The sequence below is a fragment of the Streptomyces varsoviensis genome, assembly GCF_000718635.1.
GTDB lineage: Bacteria > Actinomycetota > Actinomycetes > Streptomycetales > Streptomycetaceae > Streptomyces > Streptomyces varsoviensis.
The window spans coordinates 257,482-284,104 of record NZ_JOBF01000003.1 but is presented as its reverse complement, the minus strand read 5'-3'; the positions used below and the strand labels follow the sequence as shown (position 1 = coordinate 284,104).

Annotated in this window: 21 protein-coding genes; 11 read left to right on the top strand and 10 right to left on the bottom strand. The window is 74.4% G+C overall.

Annotation, left to right across the window (positions count from 1 at the left end; translation table 11 throughout):
* Positions 1–82: 82 nt before the first annotated feature.
* A complete protein-coding gene (locus tag IF55_RS05725) occupies positions 83–463 on the top strand; it encodes a fic family toxin-antitoxin system, toxin component (RefSeq protein ID WP_211269947.1) in 381 nt (126 codons plus the stop codon).
* 69 nt (positions 464–532) lie between these two features.
* On the opposite strand, the gene IF55_RS05720 is transcribed toward IF55_RS05725, so the two are convergent.
* The 6 genes from IF55_RS05720 to IF55_RS05695 all read right to left on the bottom strand — a co-directional run bounded on the left by IF55_RS05720 (position 533) and on the right by IF55_RS05695 (position 9,202).
* Positions 533–1,402 carry an ECF transporter S component gene (locus IF55_RS05720; protein ID WP_048831583.1) on the bottom strand — a complete coding sequence of 290 codons (870 nt, stop codon included), beginning with the start codon at positions 1,400–1,402 and terminating at the stop codon, positions 533–535.
* Positions 1,399–3,222 (bottom strand): ABC transporter ATP-binding protein, encoded by a 1,824-nt coding sequence (locus IF55_RS05715; RefSeq protein WP_245661069.1) that lies wholly within the window; start codon positions 3,220–3,222, stop codon positions 1,399–1,401. The genes IF55_RS05720 and IF55_RS05715 overlap by 4 nt, the downstream gene beginning before the upstream one ends.
* Positions 3,219–4,550: an energy-coupling factor transporter transmembrane component T gene (locus tag IF55_RS05710; protein WP_078643879.1), complete on the bottom strand. Its 1,332-nt coding sequence runs from the start codon at positions 4,548–4,550 to the stop codon at positions 3,219–3,221. Before IF55_RS05710 ends, IF55_RS05715 begins: the two co-directional genes overlap by 4 nt.
* Before the next feature lie 662 nt (positions 4,551–5,212).
* On the bottom strand, positions 5,213–5,926 hold the full coding sequence (locus IF55_RS05705) for an SCO2322 family protein (RefSeq protein WP_398242795.1): 714 nt from the start codon (positions 5,924–5,926) through the stop codon (positions 5,213–5,215).
* Positions 5,923–7,212 (bottom strand): SCO2321 family membrane protein, encoded by a 1,290-nt coding sequence (locus IF55_RS05700; protein ID WP_030876214.1) that lies wholly within the window; start codon positions 7,210–7,212, stop codon positions 5,923–5,925. The genes IF55_RS05705 and IF55_RS05700 overlap by 4 nt, the downstream gene beginning before the upstream one ends.
* A 922-nt stretch (positions 7,213–8,134) precedes the next feature.
* Positions 8,135–9,202: a Strvi_7410 family MBL fold metallo-hydrolase gene (locus tag IF55_RS05695; RefSeq protein WP_030876211.1), complete on the bottom strand. Its 1,068-nt coding sequence runs from the start codon at positions 9,200–9,202 to the stop codon at positions 8,135–8,137.
* Positions 9,203–9,470: 268 nt separating this feature from the next.
* Here IF55_RS05695 and IF55_RS05690 point away from each other — a divergent pair, with 268 nt between their 5' ends.
* The 7 genes from IF55_RS05690 (at position 9,471) to IF55_RS41135 (ending at position 19,298) form a co-directional block, all read left to right on the top strand.
* A complete protein-coding gene (locus tag IF55_RS05690) occupies positions 9,471–10,700 on the top strand; it encodes a methyltransferase domain-containing protein (protein ID WP_030876207.1) in 1,230 nt (409 codons plus the stop codon).
* 145 nt (positions 10,701–10,845) lie between these two features.
* Positions 10,846–12,327 carry an aldehyde dehydrogenase gene (locus IF55_RS05685; RefSeq protein ID WP_030876204.1) on the top strand — a complete coding sequence of 494 codons (1,482 nt, stop codon included), beginning with the start codon at positions 10,846–10,848 and terminating at the stop codon, positions 12,325–12,327.
* Positions 12,327–12,560, top strand: coding sequence for a ferredoxin (locus IF55_RS05680; RefSeq protein ID WP_030876201.1), 234 nt, complete (start codon positions 12,327–12,329; stop codon positions 12,558–12,560). The genes IF55_RS05685 and IF55_RS05680 overlap by 1 nt, the downstream gene beginning before the upstream one ends.
* A gap of 177 nt (positions 12,561–12,737) precedes the next feature.
* Positions 12,738–15,425, top strand: coding sequence for a class III lanthionine synthetase LanKC (gene lanKC / locus IF55_RS05675; protein WP_030876200.1), 2,688 nt, complete (start codon positions 12,738–12,740; stop codon positions 15,423–15,425).
* Between the two features lie 61 nt (positions 15,426–15,486).
* Positions 15,487–15,606, top strand: a complete 120-nt coding sequence (locus IF55_RS36200; RefSeq protein WP_063763886.1) for a SapB/AmfS family lanthipeptide — start codon at positions 15,487–15,489, stop codon at positions 15,604–15,606.
* A gap of 142 nt (positions 15,607–15,748) precedes the next feature.
* A complete protein-coding gene (locus tag IF55_RS05670; RefSeq protein ID WP_048831581.1) occupies positions 15,749–17,551 on the top strand; it encodes an ABC transporter transmembrane domain-containing protein in 1,803 nt (600 codons plus the stop codon).
* A 130-nt stretch (positions 17,552–17,681) separates the two neighbouring features.
* Entirely contained in the window at positions 17,682–19,298 is a 1,617-nt protein-coding gene (locus IF55_RS41135; RefSeq protein ID WP_078643876.1) for an ATP-binding cassette domain-containing protein, read from the top strand.
* Positions 19,299–19,352: 54 nt separating this feature from the next.
* Here the strand turns inward: IF55_RS41135 and IF55_RS05660 are convergent, their stop codons facing one another.
* On the bottom strand, positions 19,353–19,997 hold the full coding sequence (locus tag IF55_RS05660) for a response regulator transcription factor (protein ID WP_211269946.1): 645 nt from the start codon (positions 19,995–19,997) through the stop codon (positions 19,353–19,355).
* Between the two features lie 364 nt (positions 19,998–20,361).
* Positions 20,362–20,994, bottom strand: coding sequence for a TetR family transcriptional regulator (locus tag IF55_RS05655; RefSeq protein WP_030876188.1), 633 nt, complete (start codon positions 20,992–20,994; stop codon positions 20,362–20,364).
* Between the two features lie 228 nt (positions 20,995–21,222).
* Between IF55_RS05655 and IF55_RS05650 the strand changes: the two genes are divergently transcribed.
* From IF55_RS05650 to IF55_RS05640, 3 genes are all read left to right on the top strand, one after another.
* Positions 21,223–22,566 (top strand): glycosyltransferase family 4 protein, encoded by a 1,344-nt coding sequence (locus IF55_RS05650; protein WP_245661068.1) that lies wholly within the window; start codon positions 21,223–21,225, stop codon positions 22,564–22,566.
* Positions 22,567–22,743: 177 nt separating this feature from the next.
* Positions 22,744–23,607, top strand: coding sequence for a class I SAM-dependent methyltransferase (locus IF55_RS05645; RefSeq protein ID WP_048831579.1), 864 nt, complete (start codon positions 22,744–22,746; stop codon positions 23,605–23,607).
* Complete coding sequence (locus tag IF55_RS05640) at positions 23,604–24,686, top strand: prenyltransferase/squalene oxidase repeat-containing protein (protein ID WP_030876179.1); 1,083 nt, start codon at positions 23,604–23,606, stop codon at positions 24,684–24,686. The genes IF55_RS05645 and IF55_RS05640 overlap by 4 nt, the downstream gene beginning before the upstream one ends.
* Before the next feature lie 53 nt (positions 24,687–24,739).
* Here the strand turns inward: IF55_RS05640 and IF55_RS05635 are convergent, their stop codons facing one another.
* The gene (locus IF55_RS05635) at positions 24,740–25,033 is read right to left on the bottom strand and encodes a hypothetical protein (RefSeq protein ID WP_030876176.1); all 294 of its coding nucleotides are present in this window, start codon (positions 25,031–25,033) and stop codon (positions 24,740–24,742) included.
* A gap of 105 nt (positions 25,034–25,138) precedes the next feature.
* Positions 25,139–26,497 carry a PARP domain-containing protein gene (locus IF55_RS05630; protein ID WP_030876173.1) on the bottom strand — a complete coding sequence of 453 codons (1,359 nt, stop codon included), beginning with the start codon at positions 26,495–26,497 and terminating at the stop codon, positions 25,139–25,141.
* Positions 26,498–26,623: the final 126 nt, after the last annotated feature.

Below are 26,623 nucleotides of genomic sequence, written 5' to 3'. Positions count from 1 at the left end.
GGGGGCCGATGCCGATGCCGGTGCCGATCCCGCATCGGGTACCGGCAGGGTCGGGAGCCCGGTCGGGCCCGAGATCGATCTCGTGTGGGTGCTGGAGACCGCCGAGGACGCCGGGGCGTACGGGCTGGGGCGGGCCACCGCCGACTTCGGCGTCGGCATCGCCGCCGTGGAGCGGCACCGGGCGGGGCTGCTGGGCCGCCCCGTCTACGACAGCGCCGCCGAGCGCGCCGCCGCCCTCGCACACGCGCTCAGCCTGGACTGGCTGGAGCGCGCCAACACCACCGTCGCCGCCGCCTGCGCCGTGCGCTACCTCAGCGAGTCCGGTCCCGTACGGACGCCCGGCCGCGCCGCCGTCGCCGAACTCGCCCGCGAACTGCGCAACCCCGCGCGTACGGTACGCAGCCTCGCCGCCGTGCTGCGGCGCTGGCAGGAACCGGAACCGCGTCCGTGCCGGTGGCGCTGACGCTTTTCTGGGGCCTGGGTGTTGTCGTCTGCGGGTGGGTTGTGGTTGATCGCGCAGTTCCCCGCGCCCCTAAGGGGTGGGGTCGGTGAATTCGACTGGGGTGTCGAAGGCCGCGCGGCGGGTGGCTCGGCGTAGGGCTTTCAGGAGCGTGGGGCCGAGGGCCAGCGTCAGGGTGATGGTGACGACGGCGCGGGGGAGGTCCCAGCCGAGGGAGGTGGCGAGGCAGTAGGCGATGAAGCGGGCGAGGTTGTCGGGGAGGGGATCGCCCGGCACGAAGGAGACGCCCGAGGTGAGGCCGCCGATGTAGGGCCAGCCCTGGAGGTTCATGACCGTGCCGTAGAGGAGGGAGGCCACGGCCCCGTACGCCGCGAGCATCGCCAGTTCGCGGCGGCCGCGCATCCGGTCGGGGCCCGGCAGCAGCCCCGCGCCCATCGACACCCACCCCATCGACAGCATCTGGAACGGCATCCACGGTCCGACGCCGCCCGTCAGCAGCGCGGACGCGAACATCGACACCGCGCCCAGCACGAAGCCGAAGCCGGGGCCGAGCACCCGCCCGGACAGCACCATCAGGAAGAACATCGGCTCGATGCCGGCCGTGCCCGCGCCCAGCGGGCGCAGGGCCGCGCCCGCCGCCGCCAGGACGCCGAGCATGGCGATGGCCTTGGCGTCGAGGCCGGTGTCGGCGATCGTCGCCACGACGACGGCCAGCAGCAGCGGGAGCAGCGCGGCGAACAGCCACGGCGCGTCCTTGGAGTGCGCGAGGCCGGAGGCGGAGTCAGCGAGCAGCGGCCAGCCGAAGGCGGCCACGCCGATCACGGAGATCAGGACGAGGGCGGCCACGGAGCGGGGGCCGAGGCGGATCGCCTTCGCCTGCCGGTCGGCGGCCCTGGCCGTTCCGGCGGTCTCGGTCGCCCCGAAGGCTCGGGAGGTGTTCATGCCGTCGGCTCCAGTACGGCGCGTACCTGCGGAACCGTCAGCCAGGGCAGCGGCGCGAGGACCTTCGAGACCTGCGGCGCGAAGGCGGGGGAGGAGACGACGACCTCGGCCGTGGGGCCGTCCGCGACGATCTCGCCGTCGGCGAGGATCACCACCCGGTGGGCCAGCTCGGCGGCCAGTTCCACATCGTGGGTGGCCAGCACGATGGCGTGGCCGTCCGCCGCCAGGGCGCGCAGGATCTCCACCAGGCGGGCCTTGGCCGCGTAGTCGAGGCCGCGCGTCGGCTCGTCCAGGAGGATCAGCGGCGGGCGGGCGGTGAGGACGATCGCCAGCGCCAGCGCGAGCCGCTGGCCCTCGGACAGGTCGCGGGGGTGCGTGGCGTCCGCCACGTCGGGGAGCAGTTCGGCGACCAGCGCCCGGCAGGCGCCGGGGGCCGCGCCCGCGTCCAGGTCGGCGGCCTCGCACTCGGCGCGGACCGTGTTCGCGTACAGCAGGTCGCGGGGTTCCTGCGGTACGAGTCCGACGTGCCGCAGCAGGTCGCGCGGGCCGGTGCGGTGCGGTACGAGCCCGCCGACGCGCACGGTGCCGCTCGCCGGTTCGTGCATGCCGACGAGGGTGCGCAGCAGGGTGGACTTGCCCGCGCCGTTGCGGCCCATCAGCGCGACGGCCTCCCCGGACCGTACGGTCAGCCCGACGCCGCTGAGCGCCTCGACGCGGCCCCGGCGCACGGCGAGCCCGGAGACGGCGGCGGGCGGCGCGACATCGGCGGCCTGGGTCTTGGCGGCCTTCGCCTTGACGGTCTGGGTCTTGGCGGTCTGCGCCTTGACGGTCCTCGGCTCGATGGCCTTCGCCTTGACGGTCCGGCGGAACAGCCCGCCACGGCGCGGACGGCGGGCCGTGGCGCTGTCGTCCTGGTGCGCTTCGGCGCCGTGACGGCTCGCCTCGCCGGGGCCGGGGCCGTCTGGGACGGCGGCTGGGCGCGCCGGCGGGGTGAGGCCGGAGAGCCGTTCGCGCAGCGGCCCGGCCTTGCGGCGGGCGTCCCGTACGGACAGCGGCAGCGGCGACCAGTCGGCGAGGCGGCCGAGGTCGACCACGGGCGGGCGGACCGGCGAGCGGGCCATGACCTCGGCCGGGTCGCCGACGACGGGTGCCGCGCCGGGGGCGGGGAGGAGGATCACCTGGTCCGCGTACTGCACGACCCGCTCCAGGCGGTGCTCGGCCAGCAGGACGGTGGTCCCGAGGTCGTGGACGAGCCGCTGGAGCACGGCGAGGACCTCCTCGGCGGCGGCCGGGTCCAGCGCGGACGTCGGCTCGTCGAGCACGAGCACCCGGGGGTGGGTGGTCAGTACGGACCCGATGGCGACGCGCTGCTGCTGGCCGCCGGAGAGGGCGGCGATGGGCCGGTCGCGCAGTTCGGCGAGGCCGAGCAGGTCGAGGATCTCCTCGACGCGGCGGCGCATCACGTCGGGGGCGAGGCCCAGCGACTCCATGCCGTACGCCAGCTCGTCCTCGACGGTGTCGGTGACGAAGTGCGAGAGCGGGTCCTGGCCGACGGTGCCGACGACGTCGGCGAGTTCGCGCGGCTTGTGGGTGCGGGTGTCGCGCCCCGCCACGGTGACGCGGCCGTGCAGGGTCCCGCCGGTGAAGTGCGGCACCAGCCCGCTCACCGCCCCCAGCATGGTCGACTTGCCCACCCCGGACGGCCCCACCAGCAACGCCAGCTCCCCCTCGGGCACGGCCAGGTCCACACCGCGAATCGCGGGCCCGGTCGCGTTCTCGTACGTGACCGACACCTGCTCGAAGCGGATCGCCGCGCTCACCGTCGGATCTCCTTCCAGTGCGAATACGGTCCGGGGCCGTCGCCCGGCTGATGCGAGGCGGCCGGCCGCGTACGGCGGGGCTCGCCGCCCGGGGGACGGGGAGCCGGCCGCGTACGGCGGGGGCCGCCGCCCCAGGAACGTGGCGTCGGCCGCGTACGGCGGGGATCGCCGTCCGGGGAGCGCGGGGCCGATCCCGCGTGGCCGTGCCCGTCGCTGGGCGGGCGCGGCGAGCGCACCGGTACCGGGGCGACGAAGGCGGGCAGGAGGCCGAGGAGTACGGAGGCGGCGGGCCAGAGCGGCAGGTCAGGGGTGGTCAGCGGCACGGCCGGGGGGTGGAGGGGCGCGTCGGCGTAGGAGGCGGCCCAGACCATGAGGGCCGCCACGGCGATGCCCGAGCCCGAGACCAGCCAGGCCCGCGCGCCCCACCGGTCGGGGCGGTAGCGGGTACGGACCGAGCGCCGGCCGCCCAGCCAGAGGCCGCCCATGGCGGCGACGAGACCGGCGAGCAGTACCGGCAGCCCGTACCCGGCGCCCTGCGCGGCCAGCAGCCCGTACGTACCGGCGCACACGCCGAGCAGCCCGCCCAGCGTCAGGGCGGTGGTGGTGTGCCGCACGGCGGGCGGTACCTGGGCGGTACGGCCGTAGCCACGGGCGTCCATGGCCGCCGCCAGGGCCACCGAACGTTCCAGGGCGCCCTCCAGCACCGGCAGCCCCACCAGAAGCAGCGCCTTGGCCCCGCGGTCGGGGCGGCCGCGCAGCCGGCGGGCGGCGCGCAGCCGGGCCACGTCCGCGACGAGGTTCGGCGCGAACGTCATGGCGACGACGATCGCGACGCCCGCCTCGTACAGCGCGCCCGGCAGGGACTTCAGCAGCCGCGCCGGGTTCGCGAGCGCGTTCGCCGCGCCGACGCAGACCAGGAGGGTCGCGAGCTTGAGCCCGTCGTACAGCGCGAAGACCAGCCCCTCCGCCGTCACCCGCCCCCCGATCCGCACCCCGCGCGCCCACTCGGGCAACGGCACCTCGGGCAGCGTGAACAGCGTGTGCGTACCGGGAATCGGCGACCCCAGCACCACCGCGAACACCAGCCGAATCCCCAGAACCAGCAGCCCAAGCTTCAGAAACGCCGCGTACGACCGCGCCCACGGCGCATCCGTCCGCCGCGCCGCCACCACATACCCCGCCACCCCGACCAGCAGACACAGCAGCAGCGGATTGGTGGTACGGGAGGCGGCGGTGGCGAGCCCGAGCGCCCACAGCCACCAGGCCCCGGGGTGCAACGCCCCACCCCGCGAGGCCAACGGGGCGCGAGCGCGCCCCGGGACGGGGATACGGCCGGGCCCTCCAGGCCCGCGCCCCGGTACCGCCCGCCCGCGCCGCGCCGCGCCGGCCTCCGGCCGCGCACCCTGTGCGCTCTCGCGACGCGCGGACGCACGAGTCCGGGGAGGCTGGTTGGCAGCAGCCGCCCGGCCCCGCAACGCCTGCCGCTCCGCGGACTCCTGGTGGCGGGGCACCGGCTGGTCGGAGGGCTCCCCGGGGTGGGGCACCGGCTGGTCGGCGGGGTGCCCGGCGTGGGGCGTCGGCTGGTGGGCGGGCTCCCCGGCGTCGGGTGCCGGATGGTCGGCGGGCTGCCCGGCGCGGCGGTCCCGCTGGTCTGTAGAGCCTCCGGCACGGGGAGGGGCCTGGTCCGTAGACGTACCGGTTTGGGGAGGCCGCTGGTCCGAAGGCGATCCGGCGCGGCGGTCCCGCTGGTCTGTAGAGCCTCCGGCACGGGGAGGGGCCTGCTCCTCGGAGGCGCCGACGCGAGGCGACGCCTGATCGGCGGACGCTTCGGCGCGAGGCGACGCCCGATCGGCGGATGCCCCGGTGCGGGGAGCCCCGCCGTCTGCCGTCGTGCCGGTGCGGGGAGCCCCGTCGTCTGCCGTCGTGCCGGCGCGGGGGGCCCGTTCGTTCGTCGTCGTGCCGGCGCGGGGCGGGCGCGCTTGGGGCGGGGTCATCCGCGGCGGCGGCGGGTTTGCCACCAGGCGGCGGCGCCCAGGGCGAGGACGGCGGCGATGCCGCCGATGAGCCCGGCCGAGGGGCCGCCGCCCCCGCCGTTGTCGTTGTCGGCGGCTGCGGTGGATGCGATGGCGGTCCCGGACGGGGCGGGGGTCTTCTTCCCACCGTCGCCGCCGTCCGACACTTGCTCGCCGCAGCCCTTCTTCGGGTAGCCGTCGATGGCGCAGAGCAGCGCGGCCGAGTTGTAGCGCAGCGGCTTGGCGACCGCGGCCAGCGCCTCGCTCGCGCTGGCGTCCGTACCGACGCGGGCGCAGGCCGTACGGGCCGGGGGCGGGGTGGAGCCGTCAGGCGCGTCGGCGGCGGTGCCGAAGTCGACGACGAGGGCGACGCGCTTGCTGCCGCCCTTGGCGGGAGTGTCGGCGCAGATGGCGGCGAAGCCGGCGGTGCCGCGCGGCTTCGCCGCCTGCGAGGAGTCCTGGCTGACGGCGAAGCGGAAGCCGATGGTGTCACCGTCGTCGGGGCGCGCCACCGACGGCCCCTGCGTGGCGTACGCCCACTGCCCCTGGCCCGCCCCCGCCCCCTGCTCCCAGAAGGACCAGTAGCGGTAGCCGTCCGCGTGCGCGGGCGCGGCGCTGAGGATGGCGAGGACGCCGAGGACCCAGGCGAGCAGCGCCGCCACGCCCGGCGCCCGGCGCAGACGGCCCGTCACGGCTTCGGGTTCTTCTTGCGGCCGCTGAGCAGGAAGCCGACGCCGATGCCCGCCACCAGGCAGACGCCCACGAACCACCAGACGCCGAACCCGCTGTCGTCCTTCTTCTTCTCCTTCTCGTCCTTCTTCGACGTGTCCGCCGCCGCCTCCGGCTTCGGGCCCGTCTCGTCGAGCTGCTGTACGAGGTCGCCGCCGACCGTACGCGGATCGGTACCGGACGCCTTGGCCGCGAGGATCAGCTTCGCGAGCTTGCCGGGGTCGCCCTTCGCCCAGGCGGCCGCGCCGTTCTTGTCGTCCCGCAGCCAGCTCATGGCCTTGCCGGCGGCGTCGGTGTGGCCGCCGGCCGCGAGGGCGGCCACGGCGTCGGCGGTCGCGCCGAAGTCCGGCTTGTCGGACTTGGGGTCCATGGCGGAGGTGAGGTGCTGGCCGTTGCCGCCGAGCTTGGCCGCCAGGTAGGCCGACCCGGCGTCGGCCGCGGCGGCGGCGTTCTCCGCCTTATCGCCCTTGTCGCTCTTGTGGTCCTTGTCGCCCTCGTCCTTCGCGCAGTCGAGCGGCTTCGGGGCCTTGTCCCCGCCGCTCGGGTGCCCCACCAGGTACCCCTTGCCGGACGCGGCCAGCGTCGCCGCGGCGCTCGCGAGGTCGTTGGCGAGGAGCTGGCCCTTCTGCGGCAGGTAGGCGAACGCGCCGCGCTCGCCCTCCTTGGCGTCGCAGCCGAGCTGGAAGGCGAGCAGCGCGTCGTACGGGCTCTTGCCGCTCTTGGCGGTGGCCTTGGCCGGGTCCTGGCCGGCCGCGGCGTACGCGCCGATGGCCGTGGCGGTGGAGTTGGCGTTGCTGGGGTTGCCGGGCTGGGCGCCCCAGCCGCCGTCCTCGTTCTGCGTGGCCTTGAGCCAGTCGAGGCCCTTCTTCACCTCGGCGCCGCGCCCGCCGACGGTCGCGAGCCCCTGTACGGCGGCGGCGGTGGCGTCGGTGAACTCGCCCTTCTTCGCGTCGCAGGCCGTACCGGTGTCGGCGCGGTAACCGGCGAAGCCGCCGTCCGCGCACTGCTGGCCGGCCAGCCAGTCGACGGCCGAGGTGGCGGGCGTGACGCCGACGGAGTCCTGCGCGATGAAGGCGAGCGACTGCCGGAACACGCCGTCGAACTGCGGGTTCGTCGTCCCGTACAGTCCCGGCGCCGCCGGGGACGGCGAGTCGGCGAAGGCGGCGGGGGCCGCGGCCGCGCTCAGCAGGGCGGCGGTGGCCAGAGCCGCGGCGCCGCGGCGCGCGTGGACGGCGGGGGAGGGGGCCATGGGGTCGGTGCCTCTCGGTGAAGGTCGCAACGGAGGGTGCTGCACAGCGTGGGGTGGTATACAGCCGCGCACGGCCGCCCACCCGCGCGCTGTCTGCACAGACCGCGCGGTGGCACCGGGCTCAGCTCCGTATACCTCGACGGTGCCGGTGACCGGACGCCGCCGCCAGGCGGACGCGTCCGGCTCCGGGAGCCTGTTCGCCCCATCGCGGGTGCTCCGGCTCGTACGACCGTACGTACGTGACCTACGGCCGCACTCACGGTTGCGGGTCAGCGCCGGAGTCACACCGGCTTTCCCCGTGGCGAGGCGGGATGAAGTTGTCCGAACCACTCTAACGGGCCACCCCCACCCCTTTCGCCGACGGGCGGCCGGGCTCCGCCGCCGCCCGCGGGGGCGCGCCGCCTGCGAGACCGCCGGGCTGTGCCTGCCCGTCCGCGGGTGGCGGGCTGCGCCTGCCCTTGCGCGGCTGCCGGGCTGCGCCCGCCACGGCGGCACCACCGCCGGGCTCCGCCCAGACGGGCCCCACCGGCAGGTTGTGTCCGGCCGTGCGCCGCCGGGCTGCGCCTGACCCTGCATGGCCGACAGGCTGCGCCTGGTCCGATGCCGGAGCCGGGCTGCGCCCGCCCCTGCGTGGCTGCCGGGCTGCGCCGGCGTGCCGTTTGGCTTCGCGCCGCTGGTGGGCCGCTCCTGCTTCCGTACTGCTGGCAGGCTGCGCCTGACTCCGCGGCGGCGCCGGGCTCCTGGCCCGGCACCGTCGGCGTGCTGCGTGCGCTCCGCCCCCGACAGACTGCGCCCGGCCCCGCGGCCTCGGCGGGTTGTGCACGGCACCCCAGCCGCGCCCTCCCCGCTCCCCTCACCCCGCCGGGGCAGGAGCCCGGCGGGGGTGGCCGCCGTCGCGAACGGAAGCGGTCGAGGCGCGGTGTCACACCGCTCGGTACGCGACCGGCTCGCTGCCCGGGACGGGCTCGGCGTGGCCGAGTTTTACGAGGCGGCGGAGGTGGGCCTCGGCTTCGGAGACGGCGATGTTGCGGGAGGTGTAGGGGATGTCGGCCCAGGGGCGGTTCCATTCCATGGCGACGGCGAGCTGCCAGGGGGTTCGGGGGGTGGTGAGCAGTTGGCGGAGGTCGGCCAGGCGGGCTTGGTGGTGGGTGAGGAGTTCGCGGACGCGGGCGGGGGCGTCGGTGAAGGGGTGCTGATGGGCGGGGAGGACCTCGGCGGGGGAGAGGGCGGCGACGCGTTCGAGGGAGGCGAGGTAGTCGCCGAGCGGGTCGATGGCCGTGTCCGCCAAGGCGCCGGTGAGGGCGCCCGCCGCCGCTTCCGGGTCCTCGTACAGGCCGATGTGCGGGGTGATGCCGGGCAGCAGGTGGTCGCCGGAGAAGAGCCGGCCGTGCCCGGGGCGCCCGTCCGGGTGGTCCTCTTCGAGGTGGAGGCAGACGTGGCCGGGCGTGTGGCCGGGGGTCCAGACGGCGCGCAGCCGGCGGCCGGGGAGGTCGAGGAGTTCGCCGGGTTCGATGGCCCGGTCGGGCAGCGCGGCCCGGTGCCCGGGGAGCGGTCGGGCGCGGCCCTCGGCGAGCGCGGCCGTCAGCGGCGCGAGGTGGTCGTCGGGCGCGCCCGCGGCGGCGAGCTTGTCGACGAGGTAGCCGAGCCAGCGCAGCGGCTCCGTCTCCCGGGTGCGGCGCACCACGTCCGCGTCGGCGGGGTGCATGGCGATCCACGCGCCCGACGCCTCGCGGACCTGCCCGGACAGGCCGTGGTGGTCCGGGTGGTGGTGGGTGATGAGTACGCCCCGCAGTTCGGCCACGGACGTACCGCACTCCGCGAGCCCGGCCGCGAGCACCTCCCAGGAGCCGGGGTCGTCCCAACCGGTGTCGATGAGGACGGGTCCGTCGTCGGTGGCGAGGAGGTATATGAGGGTGTGCCCGAGGGGGTTGTCCGGTATGGGAACGGGGATGGACCAGACCCCGCCTCCGTGGTCGGTGACGTGCGCCATGCCGGGCCCCTCTCGCCGATGTTCGCCGCGTCCCGCGTCGGCTCCACCGCCCACTATAACTAGAACTGATATCAGTTCTGGGCCCCTCAACTGGCCCGAACCACACTTCTCTTGATGGCACGTCAAGTCCACCTGGCGCGCGTAACGCCGACAGTATTGGTTCGCGTACTGTCGGTAGTCGTAGGTGACCGTCGGATTGGGGCGCACGATGGGCAGGTGGGGCGGCAACCCCGCATCGGTCGAGGCCGCTCCCCGAGGAGAAGCAACCGTGACTCCGCCAAGCGCGGGCCCCGCCGAACTCGCCCGCCTCCTCGCCGCCGCCGGACACCTACCGCCCCGCTGGCGGAGGGCCTTCGCCGCCGTCGACCGTGGGCGGTTCGTCCCCGATGAGGTCTGGGTTCGAGGTGCGGACGGTTACGTGCCGCTGTCCCGGACGCGTGAGCCCGACCAGTGGCGGCGGTGCGTCTACAGCGACATGGCGGTCATCACTCAGGTCGAGGACCCGCCCGGCGCCGATCCCGCGTTCACGCCGTCCAGTTCGGCGTCCATGCCGCGGGTCGTCGCGGCCATGCTGGACCACCTCGATCCGCGCCAGGGGCACCGCGTGCTGGAGATCGGCACCGGTACCGGCTACAACGCCGCGCTGCTCGCGGAGTTCGTCGGCGACGGCCACGTGGTCAGCGTCGAGGTCGACGCCGTGCTCGCCGCCCACGCCCGCCGCGCCCTGGAGGCCGCCGGCCACGGGCCGCGGGTGGTGGCCGCGGACGGGGCCGACGGGTGGCCTGAGGCGGCGCCGTACGACCGGCTCATCGCGACGTGTGCCGTTCACCGCGTCCCGTACGCGTGGGTGGAGCAGGTGGCCCCCGGCGGCCGCATCGTCACGCCGTGGGGTACGAGCCTGCACAACGGCGTCCTGCTGCGCCTCGACGTCCGCGAGGGGCCGGGAGGGCCGGAGGCTCAGGGGCCCGTGGTGGGCGACAGCGCGTTCATGTGGATGCGGGCCCAGGCCCCGGCCCGCGATGTGATGGCCACCGTCCGCCACGCCGAGTGCGCCGTCGCCGGCCGTACCCGGCTGGACCCCCGCTATCCGCTCGGTGACGCCGATGCGGCGTTCGCCGTCGGCCTCATGATGCCCGGCGTTCGCAGTTCGGTCGGGCATGGGCCCGACGGCGAATGGACCCTCTGGCTCGCCGACGCGGCCACCGGCTCCTGGGCCTCTGTCGACTACGTCCCCGAGGCGGCCCCCAGCGCCCAAACCTCCCCCCACCACGCCCCTGACGCGGCCTCCGCCTCACGGCCCTCCCCCCACCACGCCCCCGCCGAGCCCGGCTTCGACGTTCGGCAGCACGGGCCGCGTCTCCTGTGGGGCGAGGTCGAGGCCGCCTATCGGCGGTGGGAGCGGGCGGGGGCGCCGGAGCGCACCCGCTACGGGCTCACCGTCGCCGCGGCCGGGCAGTGGGTGTGGCTCGATGAGCCCGGTAAGCCGTATCCGGCCTGAGGGAAGCGCCGATGGGAACGGCCCCCGTGCGATGGGTGGTCAAGTGTAACTAGAACTGGTATCAGTTCTGATGCAGCGTCAGGGCGGTCGCCGGCAGCGGGGGCCGTTCTGGCAGGGGCCAAGCCAACCCGCGGGAGGCTCATTCATGAGCGGTCTCATCGAGCACGGACACGACCTCATCGAGCACGGACAGCTCTTCATCGGCGGCGAGTTGACCGATCCGGCGGGCCGGGACGTCATCGAGGTCGTCTCGCCCCACACCGAGCAGGTCATCGGCCGGGTGCCGCACGCCTCGCGCGCGGATGTGGACAAGGCGGTCGCCGCCGCGCGCGCCTCCTTCGACTCCGGGGTCTGGGCGAACCGCACCCTGGACGAGCGGATCGAGGTCGTCACCCGCATCAAGGACGCCATCGCCGCGCGCCACGAGGAGATCGCCCGGCTCATCTCGGCCCAGAACGGCTCCCCCTCCTCCTGGAGCGTCCTCGCGCAGGCGCTCGGCGCGATGATGGTCTGGGACTGCGCGATCACCGTCGCGCGCGACTTCCCGTACGAGGAGCGGCGGGCCGGGGTGCTCGGGCCGCTGCTGGTACGGCGCGAGCCGGTCGGCGTGGTGGCGGCCGTGGTGCCGTGGAACGTACCGCAGTTCGTGGCCGCCGCGAAGCTCGCGCCCGCCCTGCTCGCCGGCTGCTCGGTGGTGCTCAAGCCGTCGCCGGAGACGCCGCTGGACGCGTACGTGCTGGCGGAGATCGCCGCCGAGGCGGGGCTGCCGCGCGGGGTGCTGTCGATCCTGCCGGCCGACCGGGAGGTCAGCGAGTACCTGGTCGGGCACCCCGGCGTCGACAAGGTGTCCTTCACCGGGTCGGTCGAGGCGGGCCGCCGCGTCATGGAGGTGGCCTCCCGCAACCTGACCCGCGTCACCCTCGAACTCGGCGGCAAGTCGGCCGCCGTCATCCTGCCCGACGCCGACCTGGAGGCCGCCGTCGCCGGGATCGTCCCCAGCGCCTGGATGAACAACGGGCAGGCGTGCGTGGCCCAGACCCGCGTCCTCGCCCCCCGCGCCCACTACGACGAGATCGCGGAACGGCTCGCCGCCGCCGCGGGCGCCCTCGTGGTGGGCGACCCGCTCGACGCCGCCACCCAGGTCGGCCCGCTCGTCGCCGGCCGCCAGCGGCAGCGCTCCCTCGACTACATAGCCCTCGGCCAGCAGGAGGGCGCCAAGCTCCTCACCGGCGGCGGCCGCCCGGCGGGCCAGGACACCGGCTGGTACGTGGAGCCGACGCTCTTCGGCGACGTCACCAACTCCATGCGGATCGCCCGCGAGGAGATCTTCGGCCCCGTCGTCTGCCTGCTGCCGTACGAGGGCGAGGACGAGGCCGTACGGATCGCCAACGACTCCGACTACGGGCTGTCCGGCAGCGTCTGGACCGCCGATGTCGAGCGCGGCATCGATGTCGCGCGCCGGGTGCGCACCGGCACGTACTGCGTGAACACCTTCAGCCTCGACATGCTCGGGCCGTTCGGCGGCTACAAGAACTCCGGCCTGGGCCGGGAGTTCGGGCCCGAGGGGTTCTCCGAGTACCTGGAGCACAAGATGATCCACCTGCCCGCGGGCTACGGGGAGAGCTGATGACCGACCGCTGGCACGTCGAGGTCGACCGGGGCGTGTGCATCGGCTCCGGCATGTGCGCGGCCGCCGCGCCCGACGGCTTCCGGCTCGACGCGGCCCGCCAGTCCCATCCGCTGCACGCCGAGCAGGACGCCGCGGAATCCCTGCTCGCCGCCGCCGAGGGCTGTCCCGTCGAGGCCATCGCCATCACGGTGCTGGAGAGCGGGGAGGCGGTGTTCCCGCCCGAGGAATGAAGACTGAGGACTGAGGAACAGGGCGCGTTTTCAGCTACCCGTGCGTATGCCTGTACGTACTACTAGCGTGCGCTAGCGGTTACTTGTGAGTTCCGCATGGCCGTTTCATGACAACCGTGACTGTCCGACCCCCCGGCGGCGTGGAAACCTCGATGCAACGTCGTCGAGGGGGGACCGGTGGACAAGCGGTACGAGGTCTTCTGCCTTGCCGATACGTACTTCTACGAGACCCCGGATCGGCTCTCCGCCGCGGCCCCCGGCACCGGCGGCTCCGGCCCGCTCTACGAGGCCGCCCAGCGCGCCGTCCCCGAAGGGTGGCGCTCCTTCCTCTCCGGGGACTGGCTCCATGTCAGCCCCGTCACCCCGGAGGGGAAATCCCTCCCGGGCCGGCCGCAGCAGGGCTGGAAGATCCACGTCTCCGCGTGTCTGGAGAACGCCGAGAAGACCGCCGCCAAGGTGTGGGACTACTGCGTCCCCCGCGGCATCCCCTTCAAGTTCGTGCCCGGCCCGCGCCCGCTGCACCTGCGGAACTCCAAGTACGCGCCGCGCGGCTCCAGCGGGAAATTCGTCACCATCTACCCGGCCGACGACCGGCAATTCCGCGTCATCCTCGAAGAACTCGGCGCGCTGCTCGCCGGTGAGCCCGGCCCGTACATCCTCTCCGACCTGCGCTGGAACGACGGCCCGCTGTACGTCAGATACGGCGGCTTCACGCCCCGCTACTGCCTCGACGACACCGGCTCCCTCGTCTCGGCCGTCGAGGACGCCGACGGGCGGCTGATCCCCGACCGCCGGGACCCGGCCTTCCACGTGCCCGACTGGGTCACGCTGCCCGACTTCCTGGCGCCCCAGCTCGCCGCCCGCAACGCCACGACCACCACCGAACTGCCGTACCGCATCGAGCGGGCCCTGCACTTCTCCAACGGCGGCGGCGTGTACGCGGGGCAGTCCACCCGCACCGGCGCGAAGGTGGTGCTCAAGGAGGCCCGCCCGTACGCCGGGCTCGCCGCCGACCGCGCCGACGCCGTCACCCGCCTGGAGCGCGAGAAGGCCGCCCTGGAACGGCTGTCCGGCCTCGGCGTCGCCCCCGAGGTGCGGGACTGGTTCACCCTCGGCGACCACCGCTTCCTGGTGATGGACCACCTGGAGGGCACCACCCTCAACTCCTTCTACGCCCGGCGCCATCCGCTCATCGGCGCCGCCCCGGACCCCGCGGCCGTCGCCGCCTACACCCGCTGGGCGCTGCGCATCCACGGCGCGGTACGGGCCGCCGTCGCCGCCGTCCACAGCCGCGGCGTGGTCTTCAACGACCTGCACATGTTCAACATCATGGTCGCCCCCGACGAGGAGACCGTGCGGCTCCTCGACTTCGAGACGGCCGCCCACGTCGACGAGGACCACCGGCAGGCCGTCGCCCACCCCGGCTTCATCGCCCCCGCCGACCGCCGCGGCTTCGACGTCGACCGCTACGCGCTCGCGTGCCTGGGCCTCGCGCTGTTCCTCCCGATGACCACCCTGCTGGTCGTCGACCGGGACAAGGCGGCACACCTCGCCTCCGTCGCCGCCGCCGAATTCCCGGACGTGCCACGGGAGTTCTGGGACGAGGCCGTACAGGAGATCGGGCGCGTCGCGGGCGCGGGAGCCGCCACGGCCACGGAGCCGGTCACGGCCCCGGAGGCGGTAACAGAGGAGTGTTCGTACCCCGTACCGGCCGCCCCCGCCGACCGGTATCTCCCCGTAGACCCCGCCGACTGGCCGCTCAGCCGCGACTCCATGATCCGCGCCATCCTCGCCTCGGCCACCCCCGAGCGCGACGACCGGCTCTTCCCGGGCGACATCTCCCAGTTCGAGACGGGCGGCGGCCTCGGCCTCGCGTACGGCGCCGCCGGGGTGCTGTACGCCCTCGGCGAGGTGGGCGCGGACCGCTACGAACAGGGCGAGCGGTGGCTGCTGCGGCAGGCCGCCGACCCGCCGCGCGGCACGCCCCTCGGCCTCTACGACGGGCTGCTCGGCGCCGGTTACGTACTCGACCGGCTCGGCCACCCCGACGCCGCCCTGGACCTCGTCGAACAGGTGCTCAGCGAGAAGTGGCAGCGGCTCGCGCCCGACCTCAACAGCGGGCTCGCCGGGCTGGGCCTGACCCTCGACCACCTGGCGGCGACCACGGGCGAGAGCGCCCTGCGCGCCCGGGCCCTGGAGGTCGCCGGGCTGGCCGCCGCCCGGCTCGCCCGGGTCAGGGAGAGCGGCAAGCGCGCCCGCGCCGGGCTGCTGTACGGCGCGAGCGGCGCGGCCCTGCTCTTCCTGCGGCTGTACGAGCGTACGGGCGACGCGGCGCTGCTGGACCACGCGGCCGACGCCCTGCGGCAGGACCTCGCGGCCTGCGTACGCAACGACCGCGGCGCCCTGGTCGTCGACGAGGGCTGGCGCACCATGCCGTACCTGGGCGAGGGCAGCGTCGGCATCGGGGCGGTCCTCGACGACTTCGCGGCGCACCGGACCGTCGAGGAGTTCGAGACGGCGCGGGCCGCGATCCTGCCCGCCGCGAAGTCCCGCTTCTACGCGCAGCCCGGCCTCTTCCGGGGCCGCGGCGGCTCCGTCCTCCACCTCGGCCGCACCACCGCGCCCGGCGTCGCCGACGGCGACCTCGCCGCCCAACTCGCCGCCCTCGCCTGGTACGCGGTCCCCTACCAGGGCCATCTCGCCTTCCCCGGCGACCAGATGATGCGCCTGTCGATGGACCTGGCCACCGGCACCGCGGGCTGCCTGCTCGCGCTGGGCGCGGCCCTGCACGACGAGCCCGTCGGGCTCCCCTTCCTCCCGCCGCCGCGGCGGGACCCCGAGCCGGCCCCGGAGACGGGGTCGTAGGCCCCGGATTGCTCCGGGGCCGTGGCAAGAGTGTTCAGTCCCCACTGTGAAAGGAACCACCATGGCCCTTCTCGACCTGCAGACGATGGAAACCGAGTACGGCGGTCACGGCGGCGGAGGCGGCAGCGAAGCCAGCCTGCTGCTGTGTTGGAGCGACGCGAGCATCGTGCTCTGCGTCTGATGACGCTGACGGCCTGATGGCGCGCCACATGTGTCACCCGTTTTATATGTGTCACGTATGACGTCACATCGGTCATAGAGCGGCCCCGGGCAGCGCCAGCGCCCGGGGCCGTGCGCGCCCCGAAGGGAGGACCGCTCCGAGCATGCCGACGCCGACCGACGCCGACCGTACGACCAACCGCGCCGCCGATCGCCTGCTGCTGGAAGCGGTCCGGCACAGCGTCGGCCGCACCGCCGCGATCTGCCTGGTCACCACGGCCGCCGCCGGCGCCGCCCTGGCGCTGCCGCTGGTCCTCGGCCGCGCCCTCGACGCCGTCCTGGCCGGCGGCCACGGGCCGCAGGCCGCGCGGTGGACGGCCGCGGCCGCCGCCCTGATCGGCCTTTCCGTCCTCCTCGACGCCATCGGGGAACTGCTTACCGGCACCGCCAACGCCCGCGGCACGGCCTGGGCGCGCACCCGGCTGCTGCGGCACGTCCTGCGTACGGGGTCGCGCGCCGCCGACCGGTTCGGCACCGGCGACCTGGTCGCCCGGCTGGTCGGCAACGCCGCCTACGCGGGCACCGCCCCCGCCAACGTCGCCGCGACCCTCGCCGCCGTCATCCCGCCCGTCGGCGGGCTCGTGGCGCTGGCCCTGCTCGACCTCTGGGCGGCGGCGGCCTTCCTCCTCGGGATGCCGCTGCTCGCCGCGCTGCTACGGGTCTTCGTGCGCGACACCACCGACAGCATCGCCCAGTACCAGCGCGGGCAGGGCGAGATCGCGGGCCGGCTCATGGAGGCCATCGGCGGGGCCGCCACCATCGCCGCCGCCCGCACCGCCGGGCGCGAGCGCGCCCGCGTCCTCGAACCGCTCCCCGAGCTGGGGCGGCAGGGCCACCGGATGTGGCGGGTCCAGGGGAAGTCCAGCGCGCGGGCCGTCATGGTCGTCCCCCTCCTCCAGATCGCCGTCCTCGCGGTCGCCGGGCTCCGGCTGGCGGCGGGGGAGCTGAGCGTGGGCGAGCTGCTGGCCGTCTCCCGGTACGCCGTCCTCGCCTCCGGCATCGGCGTGATCGTCGGCCGCCTCAACGCCCTCGTCCACGCCCGCACCGCCGCCCGCCGGCTCGCCGAAGTCCTCGCCGAACCCGCCATGGAGTACGGGCCCCACCGCCTGCCGTCCGGCCCCGGCACCCTCGAACTGTCCGGCGTGAGGGCCCGCCGCGGCGGCCGCGACGTCCTGCGCGGCGTGGACCTCGTGGTGCCGGGCGGCACTTCGATGGCCCTGGTCGGGCGCTCCGGCACCGGCAAGTCCGTCCTCGCCGCCGTCGCCGGACGGCTCGCCGACGCCGACGCCGGCACCGTCACGCTCGACGGCGCCCCGCTGGCCGCCCTCGACCACGGGTCGCTGCGCGACGCCATCGGCTACGCCTTCGAGCGCCCCGCCCCGCTGGGCCGCACCATCGGCGGCACGATCGGCTTCGGCCCCCGCGAGGCCGGCCCGCGACGGGTGCGGGAGGCGGCGCGCGCGGCCTGCGCCGACGGCTTCGTACGACTCCTCCCGGACGGCTACGACACCCGGCTGACGGAGGCGCCGCTGTCCGGCGGCGAAACCCAACGCCTCGGCCTGGCAAGGGCTTTCGCCCACGACGGGCGCCTGCTCGTACTGGACGACGCCACCTCCAGCCTGGACACGGTCACGGAACTGCGCGTGGCCGAGGCCCTGGTGAACGACATCGGCCCCCGCACCCGCCTGATCGTCGCCCACCGCGCCACGACGGCCGCCCGCGCCGACCGCGTGGCCTGGCTGGAGGACGGCCGCGTACGGGCGGTGGGGCGGCACGAGGAGCTGTGGCGGCTGGCGGGCTACCGCGCGGTGTTCGAGGGCGCGCCGCCCCACGCTGAGCGCGCGGGCGAGGGGGAGGGCGTGGACGAGGGCGCGCGGGCGAGCGGGGAGCGGGTGGGGCGTGACTGACGGCGGGAGCGGCCAGGGGGCAGGCGCTGCCGGTACGTACGGGCAGGGGGTGCGCTTCCTGCGCCGGCGGGCGCGGGTGGTGGGGCGGCTCGCGGCGTGGTCGGTGCTGGAGACCGGGCAGACGTTCGTGATGGGGTTCGCGCTGGCCCGCGCGCTGGACGAGGGCTTCCTGGCCGGCCGGTCCGGCGCCGGGCTGGGGTGGCTGGGGCTGGCGGCGGTCGCCGTGGCCGTCGGCGCGTACGGCACGCGCCGGGTGTACGGGGCCGTGGCCGCGCTCGTGGAACCGCTGCGCGACGCGCTCGTACGCCGCGTGGTGACCCGGGCGCTCGACGACGCCGACAGCGCCGCGGTCTCCCGCCTCACCCACCAGGTCGAGATCGCCCGCGACACTTTCGCGGGCCTGGTCATGGTGGCCCGCTCCTTCGTCTTCACCGCCGCGGGCGCGCTCGTCGGACTCTTCTCCCTGGCGCCCGTACTGCTCCTCGTCGTCGTGCCCCCGCTCGTACTGGGCCTCGCCCTCTTCGCGGCTACCCTCCGGCCGATGGCCCGCCGCCAGGAGACGTTCCTCGCGGCGGACGAGGCCATCGCCGAGGAGCTGGGGGCGGTGGCCGATGGGCTGCGCGACATCACCGCCGCCGGGGCCGAGGACCGCGTGGCGGGGGAGGCGGAGCTCCGCGTCGAGGCCGAGTTCCGCGCGGCCCGCACGCTGGCCCGCTGGGGGGTGCTGCGCGTCCTGGCCGTGGCCCTGGCCGGGCGGTTCCCCATCGTCCTGCTCATCGTCACCGCGCCCTGGCTGCTCGACCGCGGCGTCACACCGGGCGCCCTCGTCGGCGCGCTCTCCTACCTGACGACATCACTGCTGCCGGCGTTGCAGAACCTGATGCACGGGCTCGGCGCGAGCGGGTCGCGGCTGGTCGTGGTGGTACGGAGGCTGACGGCGGGGGCGGCGGCGAAGGCCCGGCCCCGTACGCGCGACGTACCCGCTGCCACCCTCCGCAGCGGAGACAGCCGCCCCCGACCCGCCGTGGAGCTGCGCGCGGTGACCTTCGCGTACGGGGAGCACGCGCGGCCGGTGGTGCGCGACCTGGACCTGACCGTTCCCGAGGGCGGGCACCTGGCGGTCGTGGGCCCGAGCGGCGTCGGGAAGTCCACCCTGGCCGGGCTGGTCGCCGGGCTGCTGGAACCGCGGTCCGGGGAGGTCAGGGTGGGCGGCGCGCCCGTACAGCACGGCGGCGATCCCGCGCGGCGGGTGCTGATTCCGCAGGAGGCGTACGTCTTCACCGGCACGCTCCGCGCCAACCTGGCCTACCTGCGCGCCGATGTGGTGCCCGACGCGGAACTGGCGGCGGCCGCCGACGCGATCGGCCTGAGCGGACTGGCCGACCGGCTGGGCGGGCCTGAGGCCATCGTCGACCCGGCGGGACTCTCCGCCGGGGAGCGCCAGTTGATCGCGCTGACCCGGGCGTACCTGAGCCGCGCACCGGTCGCGGTCCTGGACGAGGCGACATGCCACCTCGATCCGGCCGCCGAGGCCCGCGCCGAACACGCCTTCAGCCGCCGCCCCGGCGGCACCCTCATCGTCATCGCCCACCGCCTCAGCTCCGCCCGCCGCGCCTCGCGCGTCCTCATCATGGACGGCCCCCAAACCCTCTCCGGCCGCCACGAGGAACTCCTCCTCCGCTCCCCCCTCTACCAGTCCCTCACAGGCACCTGGCAGCCGGCCCGCTCCGCGGGGGCGCCCTCATAACCAGCCCGCGCCGCGGGAGCGCCGTCAGAGCCGGCCCGTTCCGCGCGGGCGCCGTCATAGCCAGCCCGCCCCGCGCGAGATGCGGATCGCGTCGACGCGGTTGCGGGCCCCTGTCTTGCGGGTTATGGCGGCCATGTAGTTGCGCACCGTCCCCTTCGAGAGGTGCAGGCTGCAGGCGATCTCGCTGATGGAAGCGCCCTCGGCGGCGAGCGAGAGGACCGCTAACTCCCTTGGTGTGAGCGGGATCTCGGCCGCTTGGAGGAAGCCGAAGCCGAGGGATTCGTCGACGCAGCGTTCGCCCTTGGCGACCCGGCGGATCGACTCGATGAGCCGCCCCGGGGAAGCGTTTTTGCTCACGTACCCGAGCGCTCGCGCCTCGAACGCGCGGCGCAGCGGGCCGGGTCTGCCCGCCGTCGCGAGGGCGAGCAGCGAGGGGCCTCCTTCCTCGTCGCAGCAGTCCTCGCTGAGCAGCCCCACCCCGCGGGGACCGCCGGCCTCGGGGCTGTCCATGTCCACCACGCAGACATGCGGGCGCACGGCACGGGCCTTGCCGACGGCGCCGTGCCACGCCGTCGAGGAGACCTCGATGTCCGTTTCCCTGCCCACCAGCGCCGCGAGCGCGGTGCGCAGCAGATAGGTGTCGTGTACCAGCAGTACCCGGATCACGTTCTCCCCCCAGACCCTCTGCGCTGGTCGCATCGGTTGGACGCGTGGCTACATATTCCTACCGGTATCCCCCGGCGTCCCGGATACGCAGAATTGGCCAATAGGGGGCGCGGGGGCGCACTGAACCAGCCGCGTGCGCCCCGCTCGCTACCAGTTACGTTCGTCGCGGCCCCTCGAAGGCCCCAGGAGGCCGCCGGGGGCCGTCGGAGGCCGCCATGGGTGCTCAGCGGTTTGGGAGGCCCGAGTGGTTTGAGGGGGCGCGAGTGACCTGAGAGGCCCGAGCGGGCTCGGTCGACCTGCGTGGCGTTGGGCGACCTAAGCGGCCCAAACAGGCTTGGGAAACCCAAACGACGTAAGCGGCCCAAGCGGCCCAAGCGACCGGCGCGGCCCGAGCGCCTTACGTGGCCGGGGCGTCGTCCTGGGACCCCGTGAGGTCGATGAGGCGGCAGACCATCTCGATGTCGATCTTCACCTGGGCGATCGAGGCCCGCCCCGACAGCCACGTGATCAGCGCCGAGTGCCAGGTGTGCTCGATGACGCGGACCGCCGAGAGCTGCTCGGGGGTGGCCGGCCCCGTCAGCCCCATGGCGTCCAGGATGATCGCCGTGGTCAGCCGGGAGACGGTGTCGACCTCGGGGCTCACCGACCGGTCGGCGAAGGTGAGGGCGCGCACCATGGCGTCGGCGAGGTGCGGTTCGCGCTGCATGGCGCGGAAGGCCCGCATCAGCGTCTGCGCGACGCGGGCGGCCGGCGCCTCGTCGGTCGGGGGGCGCTTGCGCAGCGTCTCGTGCATCCGCTGGAGCTGGTCCTGCATGGTGGCGACCAGCAGGTGGATCTTGGAGGGGAAGTAGCGGTAGAGGGTGCCGAGCGCGACCCCGGCCGCCTCGGCGACCTCCCGCATCTGCACGGCGTCGAAGCCGCCGCGGCCGGCCAGCTCCGCGCTGGCGAGCAGGATGCGCCGCCGGCGCGCCTCCTGACGCTCGGTCAGGGGCGGGGTGGAGGCGATGGCCGACTTGGTCTCTGTCGTCATATGTCCCATTCCCTGGTCCCTGGTGCCCACCCGGCGGTCTTGCCGCGCCCCGGATGGGCCCACAGCATGGCAGGGCCCGGGCCGTGGCGCGAATCACCCGTTCCGGCCCTTTGCGGGCCGGGTCGGGCCGGTAGATTCGGAGCCTCTTGAACGATCAAGTCTGAAACTTGTTCTAGATTAGCGCTACCGGTTACGCTCCGGCTGAACTGCGTGAGAAGGGGGCCGAGAGTGACCGCTGAGGCCACAGAGGCGGCTGCGCCTCGCCTCCTGGGCGGGGACGAGGACGGGCCGCTGCGCATCGCGCTGCTCACCTACAAGGGCAACCCGTACTGCGGCGGCCAAGGCGTGTACGTACGCCACCTCTCCCGCGAACTCGCCCGCCTCGGCCACCGCGTCGAAGTCATCGGCGCCCAGCCCTACCCGGTACTCGACCCCGGCGAGGGCGTCACCCTCACCGAGCTGCCCAGCCTCGACCTGTACCGCCAGCCCGACCCCTTCCGCACCCCGGGCCGCGGCGAGTACCGCGACTGGATCGACGCCCTCGAAGTCGCCACCATGTGGACCGGCGGCTTCCCCGAACCGCTCACCTTCTCCCTGCGGGCCCGCCGCCACCTGGCCGCCCGGCCCGGCGAATTCGACGTCGTCCACGACAACCAGACCCTCGGCTACGGGCTGCTCGGCCTGGAACGCGCCGGGTTCCCCCTGGTCACCACCGTCCACCACCCCATCACCGTCGACCGCCGGCTCGACCTCGACGCCGCCCCCGACTGGCGCCGCCGCGCCTCCGTCCGCCGCTGGTACGGCTTCACCCGCATGCAGAAGCGCGTGGCCCGGCGGCTGCCGAGCGTCCTCACCGTCTCCGGCTCCTCCCGCCAGGAGATCGTCGACCACCTCGGCGTACGCGAGGACCGGGTGCACGTCGTCCACATCGGCGCCGACACCGGCCTCTTCTCCCCGGACCCGGCCGTACCCGAGATCCCCGGCCGCATCGTCACCACCTCCAGCGCGGACGTCCCCCTCAAGGGCCTCGTCCACCTCGTGGAGGCGCTGGCGAAGGCCCGTACCGAATACCCCGAGGCGCACCTGGTCGTCGTCGGCAAGCGCGCCGAGGACGGCCCCGTGGCCACCGCCATCGAGCGGTACGGGCTGGGCGACGCCGTGGAATTCGTGAAGGGCATCAGCGACCCCGAACTCGTGGACCTCATGCGCTCCGCGCAGATCGCCTGCGTGCCCTCCCTCTACGAGGGCTTCTCGCTGCCCGCTGCCGAGGCCATGGCCACCGGCACCCCGCTGGTCGCCACCACGGGCGGCGCGATCCCCGAGGTCGCCGGCCCCGACGGCGTGAGCTGCCTGGCCGTACCGCCCGGCGACGCGCAGGCGCTCGCCGCCGGACTCGGCCGCTTGCTGGGCGACGCCGAGCTGCGGCGCCGGCTCGGGGCCGCGGGGCGGGAGCGCGTACTGGCCCGCTTCACGTGGAAACAGGCGGCTCTCGGCACGGTCGAGCGCTACCGCGCCGCGATGGCCGACCACCGGCGGTCGGCCGCCGCGCCGCTGAGACGGGGGCGGGGCTGACGCCCGGCCCGGCTTTCCGCGGCCCGCCCCCGTAGCGGGCCCTCCCCTCCGAGCCACCCCAGCCATCCGAGTCACCCGAGCTATCCGAGCGATCTGAACCGTCCGAGCCCCCGAGCCGTCCGAGCCCCCGAGCCGGCCCGCCATAGACAGCCCGCCCGAGACAGAAGGCAGACCCCCGTGCTGACCGTCGATTTCTCCCGCTTCCCGCTCGCCGCCGGCGATCGCGTCCTCGACCTGGGCTGCGGCGCCGGGCGGCACGCCTTCGAGTGCTACCGGCGCGGCGCCCGGGTGGTGGCCCTCGACCGCAACGGCGAGGAGATCCGCGAAGTCGCCAAGTGGTTCGCCGCGATGAAGGAGGCGGGCGAGGCCCCCGAGGGCGCGACCGCGACCGCGATGGAGGGCGACGCGCTCGCGCTGCCGTTCCCCGACGACAGCTTCGACGTCGTGATCATCTCCGAGGTCATGGAGCACATCCCGGACGACAAGGGCGTGCTCGCCGAGATGGTCCGGGTGCTGCGGCCCGGCGGCCGGATCGCGGTCACCGTGCCTCGGTACGGGCCGGAGAAGGTCTGCTGGGCGCTGAGCGACGCGTACCACGAGGTGGAGGGCGGCCACATCCGCATCTACCGCGGCGAGGAACTGCTCGCCAGGATGCGCGAGGCCGGCCTCAAGCCGTACGGCACCCATCACGCGCATGGTCTGCACAGCCCGTACTGGTGGCTGAAGTGCGCGTTCGGCGTCGACAACGACAAGGCGCTGCCGGTACGGGCGTACCACCGGCTGTTGGTCTGGGACATCATGAAGAAGCCGCTGGCCACGCGGGTCGCGGAGCAGGCGCTGAACCCGCTGATCGGGAAGAGCTTCGTGGCGTACGCGACCAAGCCGCACCTGCCGGAGCCGACGCGGCCGTCGCACGAATCGCACCCATCGTCCGCATCACAGTCGTCACGCGCATCGCAGTCGTCACGCGCATCGCAGTCCTCGCCGCACCTGTCGGACCTGTCGCACCGTCCCGCGTCGGCCGCGGCGGCCGCCGAATGACGTCGCCGGAACGGACCGAACGCCTCGAACTCGCCGGGGTCCTCACCGCCGCGGAAGCCGCCCGCACCGTGGCGGGCATCGCCGCCGTCCAACGCGCGGACGGCGCGATCCCGTGGTTCCGCGGCCACCACCTGGACCCCTGGGACCATGTCGAGGTCGCGATGGCGCTCGACGCGGCCGGCGAACACGAGCGCGCGGAGGCGGCGTACCGGTGGCTGGCGGACCACCAGAACCTGGACGGCTCCTGGTACGCGGCCTATACGGACGAGCCGGGCGGCGTGAACACCGCGGAACCGGCGGACCGGGGCCGGGAGACGAACTTCGTCGCGTACGTGGCGGTGGGCGTCTGGCACCACTACCTCGCCACCGGCGACGACACCTTCCTCGACCGGATGTGGCCGGTGGTCTTCGCGGCCGTCGAGTTCGTACTGGCCCTCCAGCGGCCCGGCGGCCAGATCGGCTGGAAGCGCGAGGACGACGGCGCTCCGGTGGCGGACGCCCTGCTCACCGGCTCCTCCTCCATCCACCAGGCGCTGCGCTGCGCCCTGGCCATCGCCGAACACCGCGAAGAGCCGCAGCCCGACTGGGAGTTGGCGCTCGGCCTGCTGGCCCACGCGATCCGCCGCCACCCGGAACGGTTCCTCGACAAGAGCCGCTACTCCATGGACTGGTACTACCCGATCCTCGGCGGCGCCCTCACCGGCCCCGCGGCCAAGGCCCGTATTGAGTCCGACTGGGACCGCTTCGTCGTCCCCGGCCTCGGCGTCCGCTGCGTCCTCCCCAACCCCTGGGTCACCGGCGGCGAGAGCTGCGAACTGGCCCTCGCCCTCTGGGCCATGGGCGAATCCGACCGCGCCGTCCAGATCCTCCAATGGATCCAGCCCCACCTCCGCGCCCCCGACGGCCTCTACTGGACCGGCTACGTCTACGACGACGCCGCCATCTGGCCCGAAGAGCGCACCACCTGGACCGCGGCCTCCCTCCTCCTGGCCGTGGCCGCCCTCGGCGGCGACGAGGCGACGACGGCGGTGTTCAGCGGCGACCGCCTGCCGACGGGGCTGACACCGGACTGCTGCTGAGGCCGGGGCCCGGGGCGCGTGGCGGGCGCGCCTCCAGGGGCGCCGAGCCCCGCCTAAACGCGCCGAATCCGCGCCGCGACCGCGTGCCCGACGACCAGGTAGATCACCGCGGGCAGCCCGAAGTTGAGCAGCGTCCGCAGCCAGTCCGTACGCATCGTGAAGAGGTCGTACGACCATCCCGCCAGCCAGCGAGCGGCATCATGCACAAAGCTGACCAGGTCATTCGCCCGGTTCGCGTCGAGCACGTAGAACACAATCCACAGACCGAGGATCAACGCCGTCACATCCGCGACCACGGTCACGGCCGTCGCCGCGCCATTGCTCCCCTGACGAAGGTGTTTGGACATAGACCCCGAGTGGCCCGTGGTGAACGGCTCAAACCAGCCTGACCGCAAGGGAGTTGGACGACAGGGCTCCGGGGCTTCCCGTCCCGGGGCGGCCTTGCTGTGCTATCACCGCGCGGACCGCCGGTAGTGGACGCGGATCTCCGGGTAGAGCAACGCCTTGTCCTTGATGAGGAATTCGTTGGTACCTGTCGCGCCGAGCCGGGCCGGGTTCTTCTTGATGCCGGGGCTCATCACCGACGTGCGACCGTCCTTCATCGTCTTGTGGTCCTCGGCCCGCCTGTTGTGCCCGAGGTGCGCGAAGTCGGGTGAGCCCAGGAGGCCGCGCATCAGCATCAACTGCCGGGGAGGATGCGACGCGTCCGTGCACTCGGGGTCCTCGCACTGGGGGCAGGCGAAGTACGTCTGCGCCTTGGAGGAGTTGTCGGCGACGTACGTGCCCTGGCCCAGCACGCCGTACTGGGGCTTGTCCTTGGTGCCCTTGTTCCGGCCCAGCTCGGGCGCCGGCCCGTTCTTGTCGATCAGGTCCATGATGTTGGTACTGGTGCCGTGCCAGAAGAAGCCCTCCCCGGCGCCCTGGGGCACGTCCGACGGCGACTGGCCGGGGCGCTGGTAGCCGGGTTGGCGCGAGGTCGACGCCGCACCGCCGAGGTCGGGCCGGCGCCCGGTGGACCAGGGGACCCGCTCGCTGCGGTCCTTGCCCGAGGCTTTGAGTCCCTGCTTGTCGACCGAGACCAGCGACTGGTGGTAGAGCTGCCGGTTGGTCGCGTACTTCTCCCACAGCGTGGGGTTGGCGCAGACCACGATCTCCACGATGTCCATGTGCGCGCTGCTGGGCGGCGGCGGGCCGCCGGGCTTCCCCTCCTGGAGCCGACGCGTGTGCGACGCGCGCTGCTCGTCGGTGATCGCCGGGTCCGCGAGCCGCTTCTTCGACTCCGCCATCCGGGTCGCCTCACCCTTCGGCGCGGTGACGGGCGCGCGTTCCTGGGAGAGCTGGGCGTAGCTCTCGATGGCCTTCCACACGCGGTGATCGCGAGGCAGGGAGGCCGTGTGGTAACCCTGTCCGCTGTCGGTCCACTGGAGGTCGTTCCAGTAGTCCGGGACCTCCTTGCCGAGCGCCGCGTTGAGGTCCGGCGGCAGCCCGACCTGCGGTTGCGGCGCGGCCGCCGGAGCGCCCCCTGGCGCCCGCTGTACGTGCCCGGCGCGTGTCGCGGCGGCGCGCTGTACGTGCTCGGCTGCCGTGGCGGGGACTCCGAGGGGCCGTTCCCCCAGCCGCTGCCCGTGCCCGCACCCCGGCCCGTGTCGATGCCGAGCCTCGTCCACCGCGCGCGAGACGGCCGCGTTTCCGGCCAGCCGCTGGAGCGAGCGGACCCCGGCCATCCACTCGGGCGCCTGCACCGGCCGGGACCGGGGCACTGCCGGGCCGTTCCCGCGGTCCCGCTCCTTGCCGTTGTCCTGCGCGCGCATGGGTGGTTCCCCTCGATGGTGGATGGAGATCAGAACGAGATTTTCCTTCAGCATGCCGGGGTCGGGCAGGACCGCGAGGGCACCACCGGGGGCAGCCGGACCGGCCATGCGGTCGCGGGGGCGGCC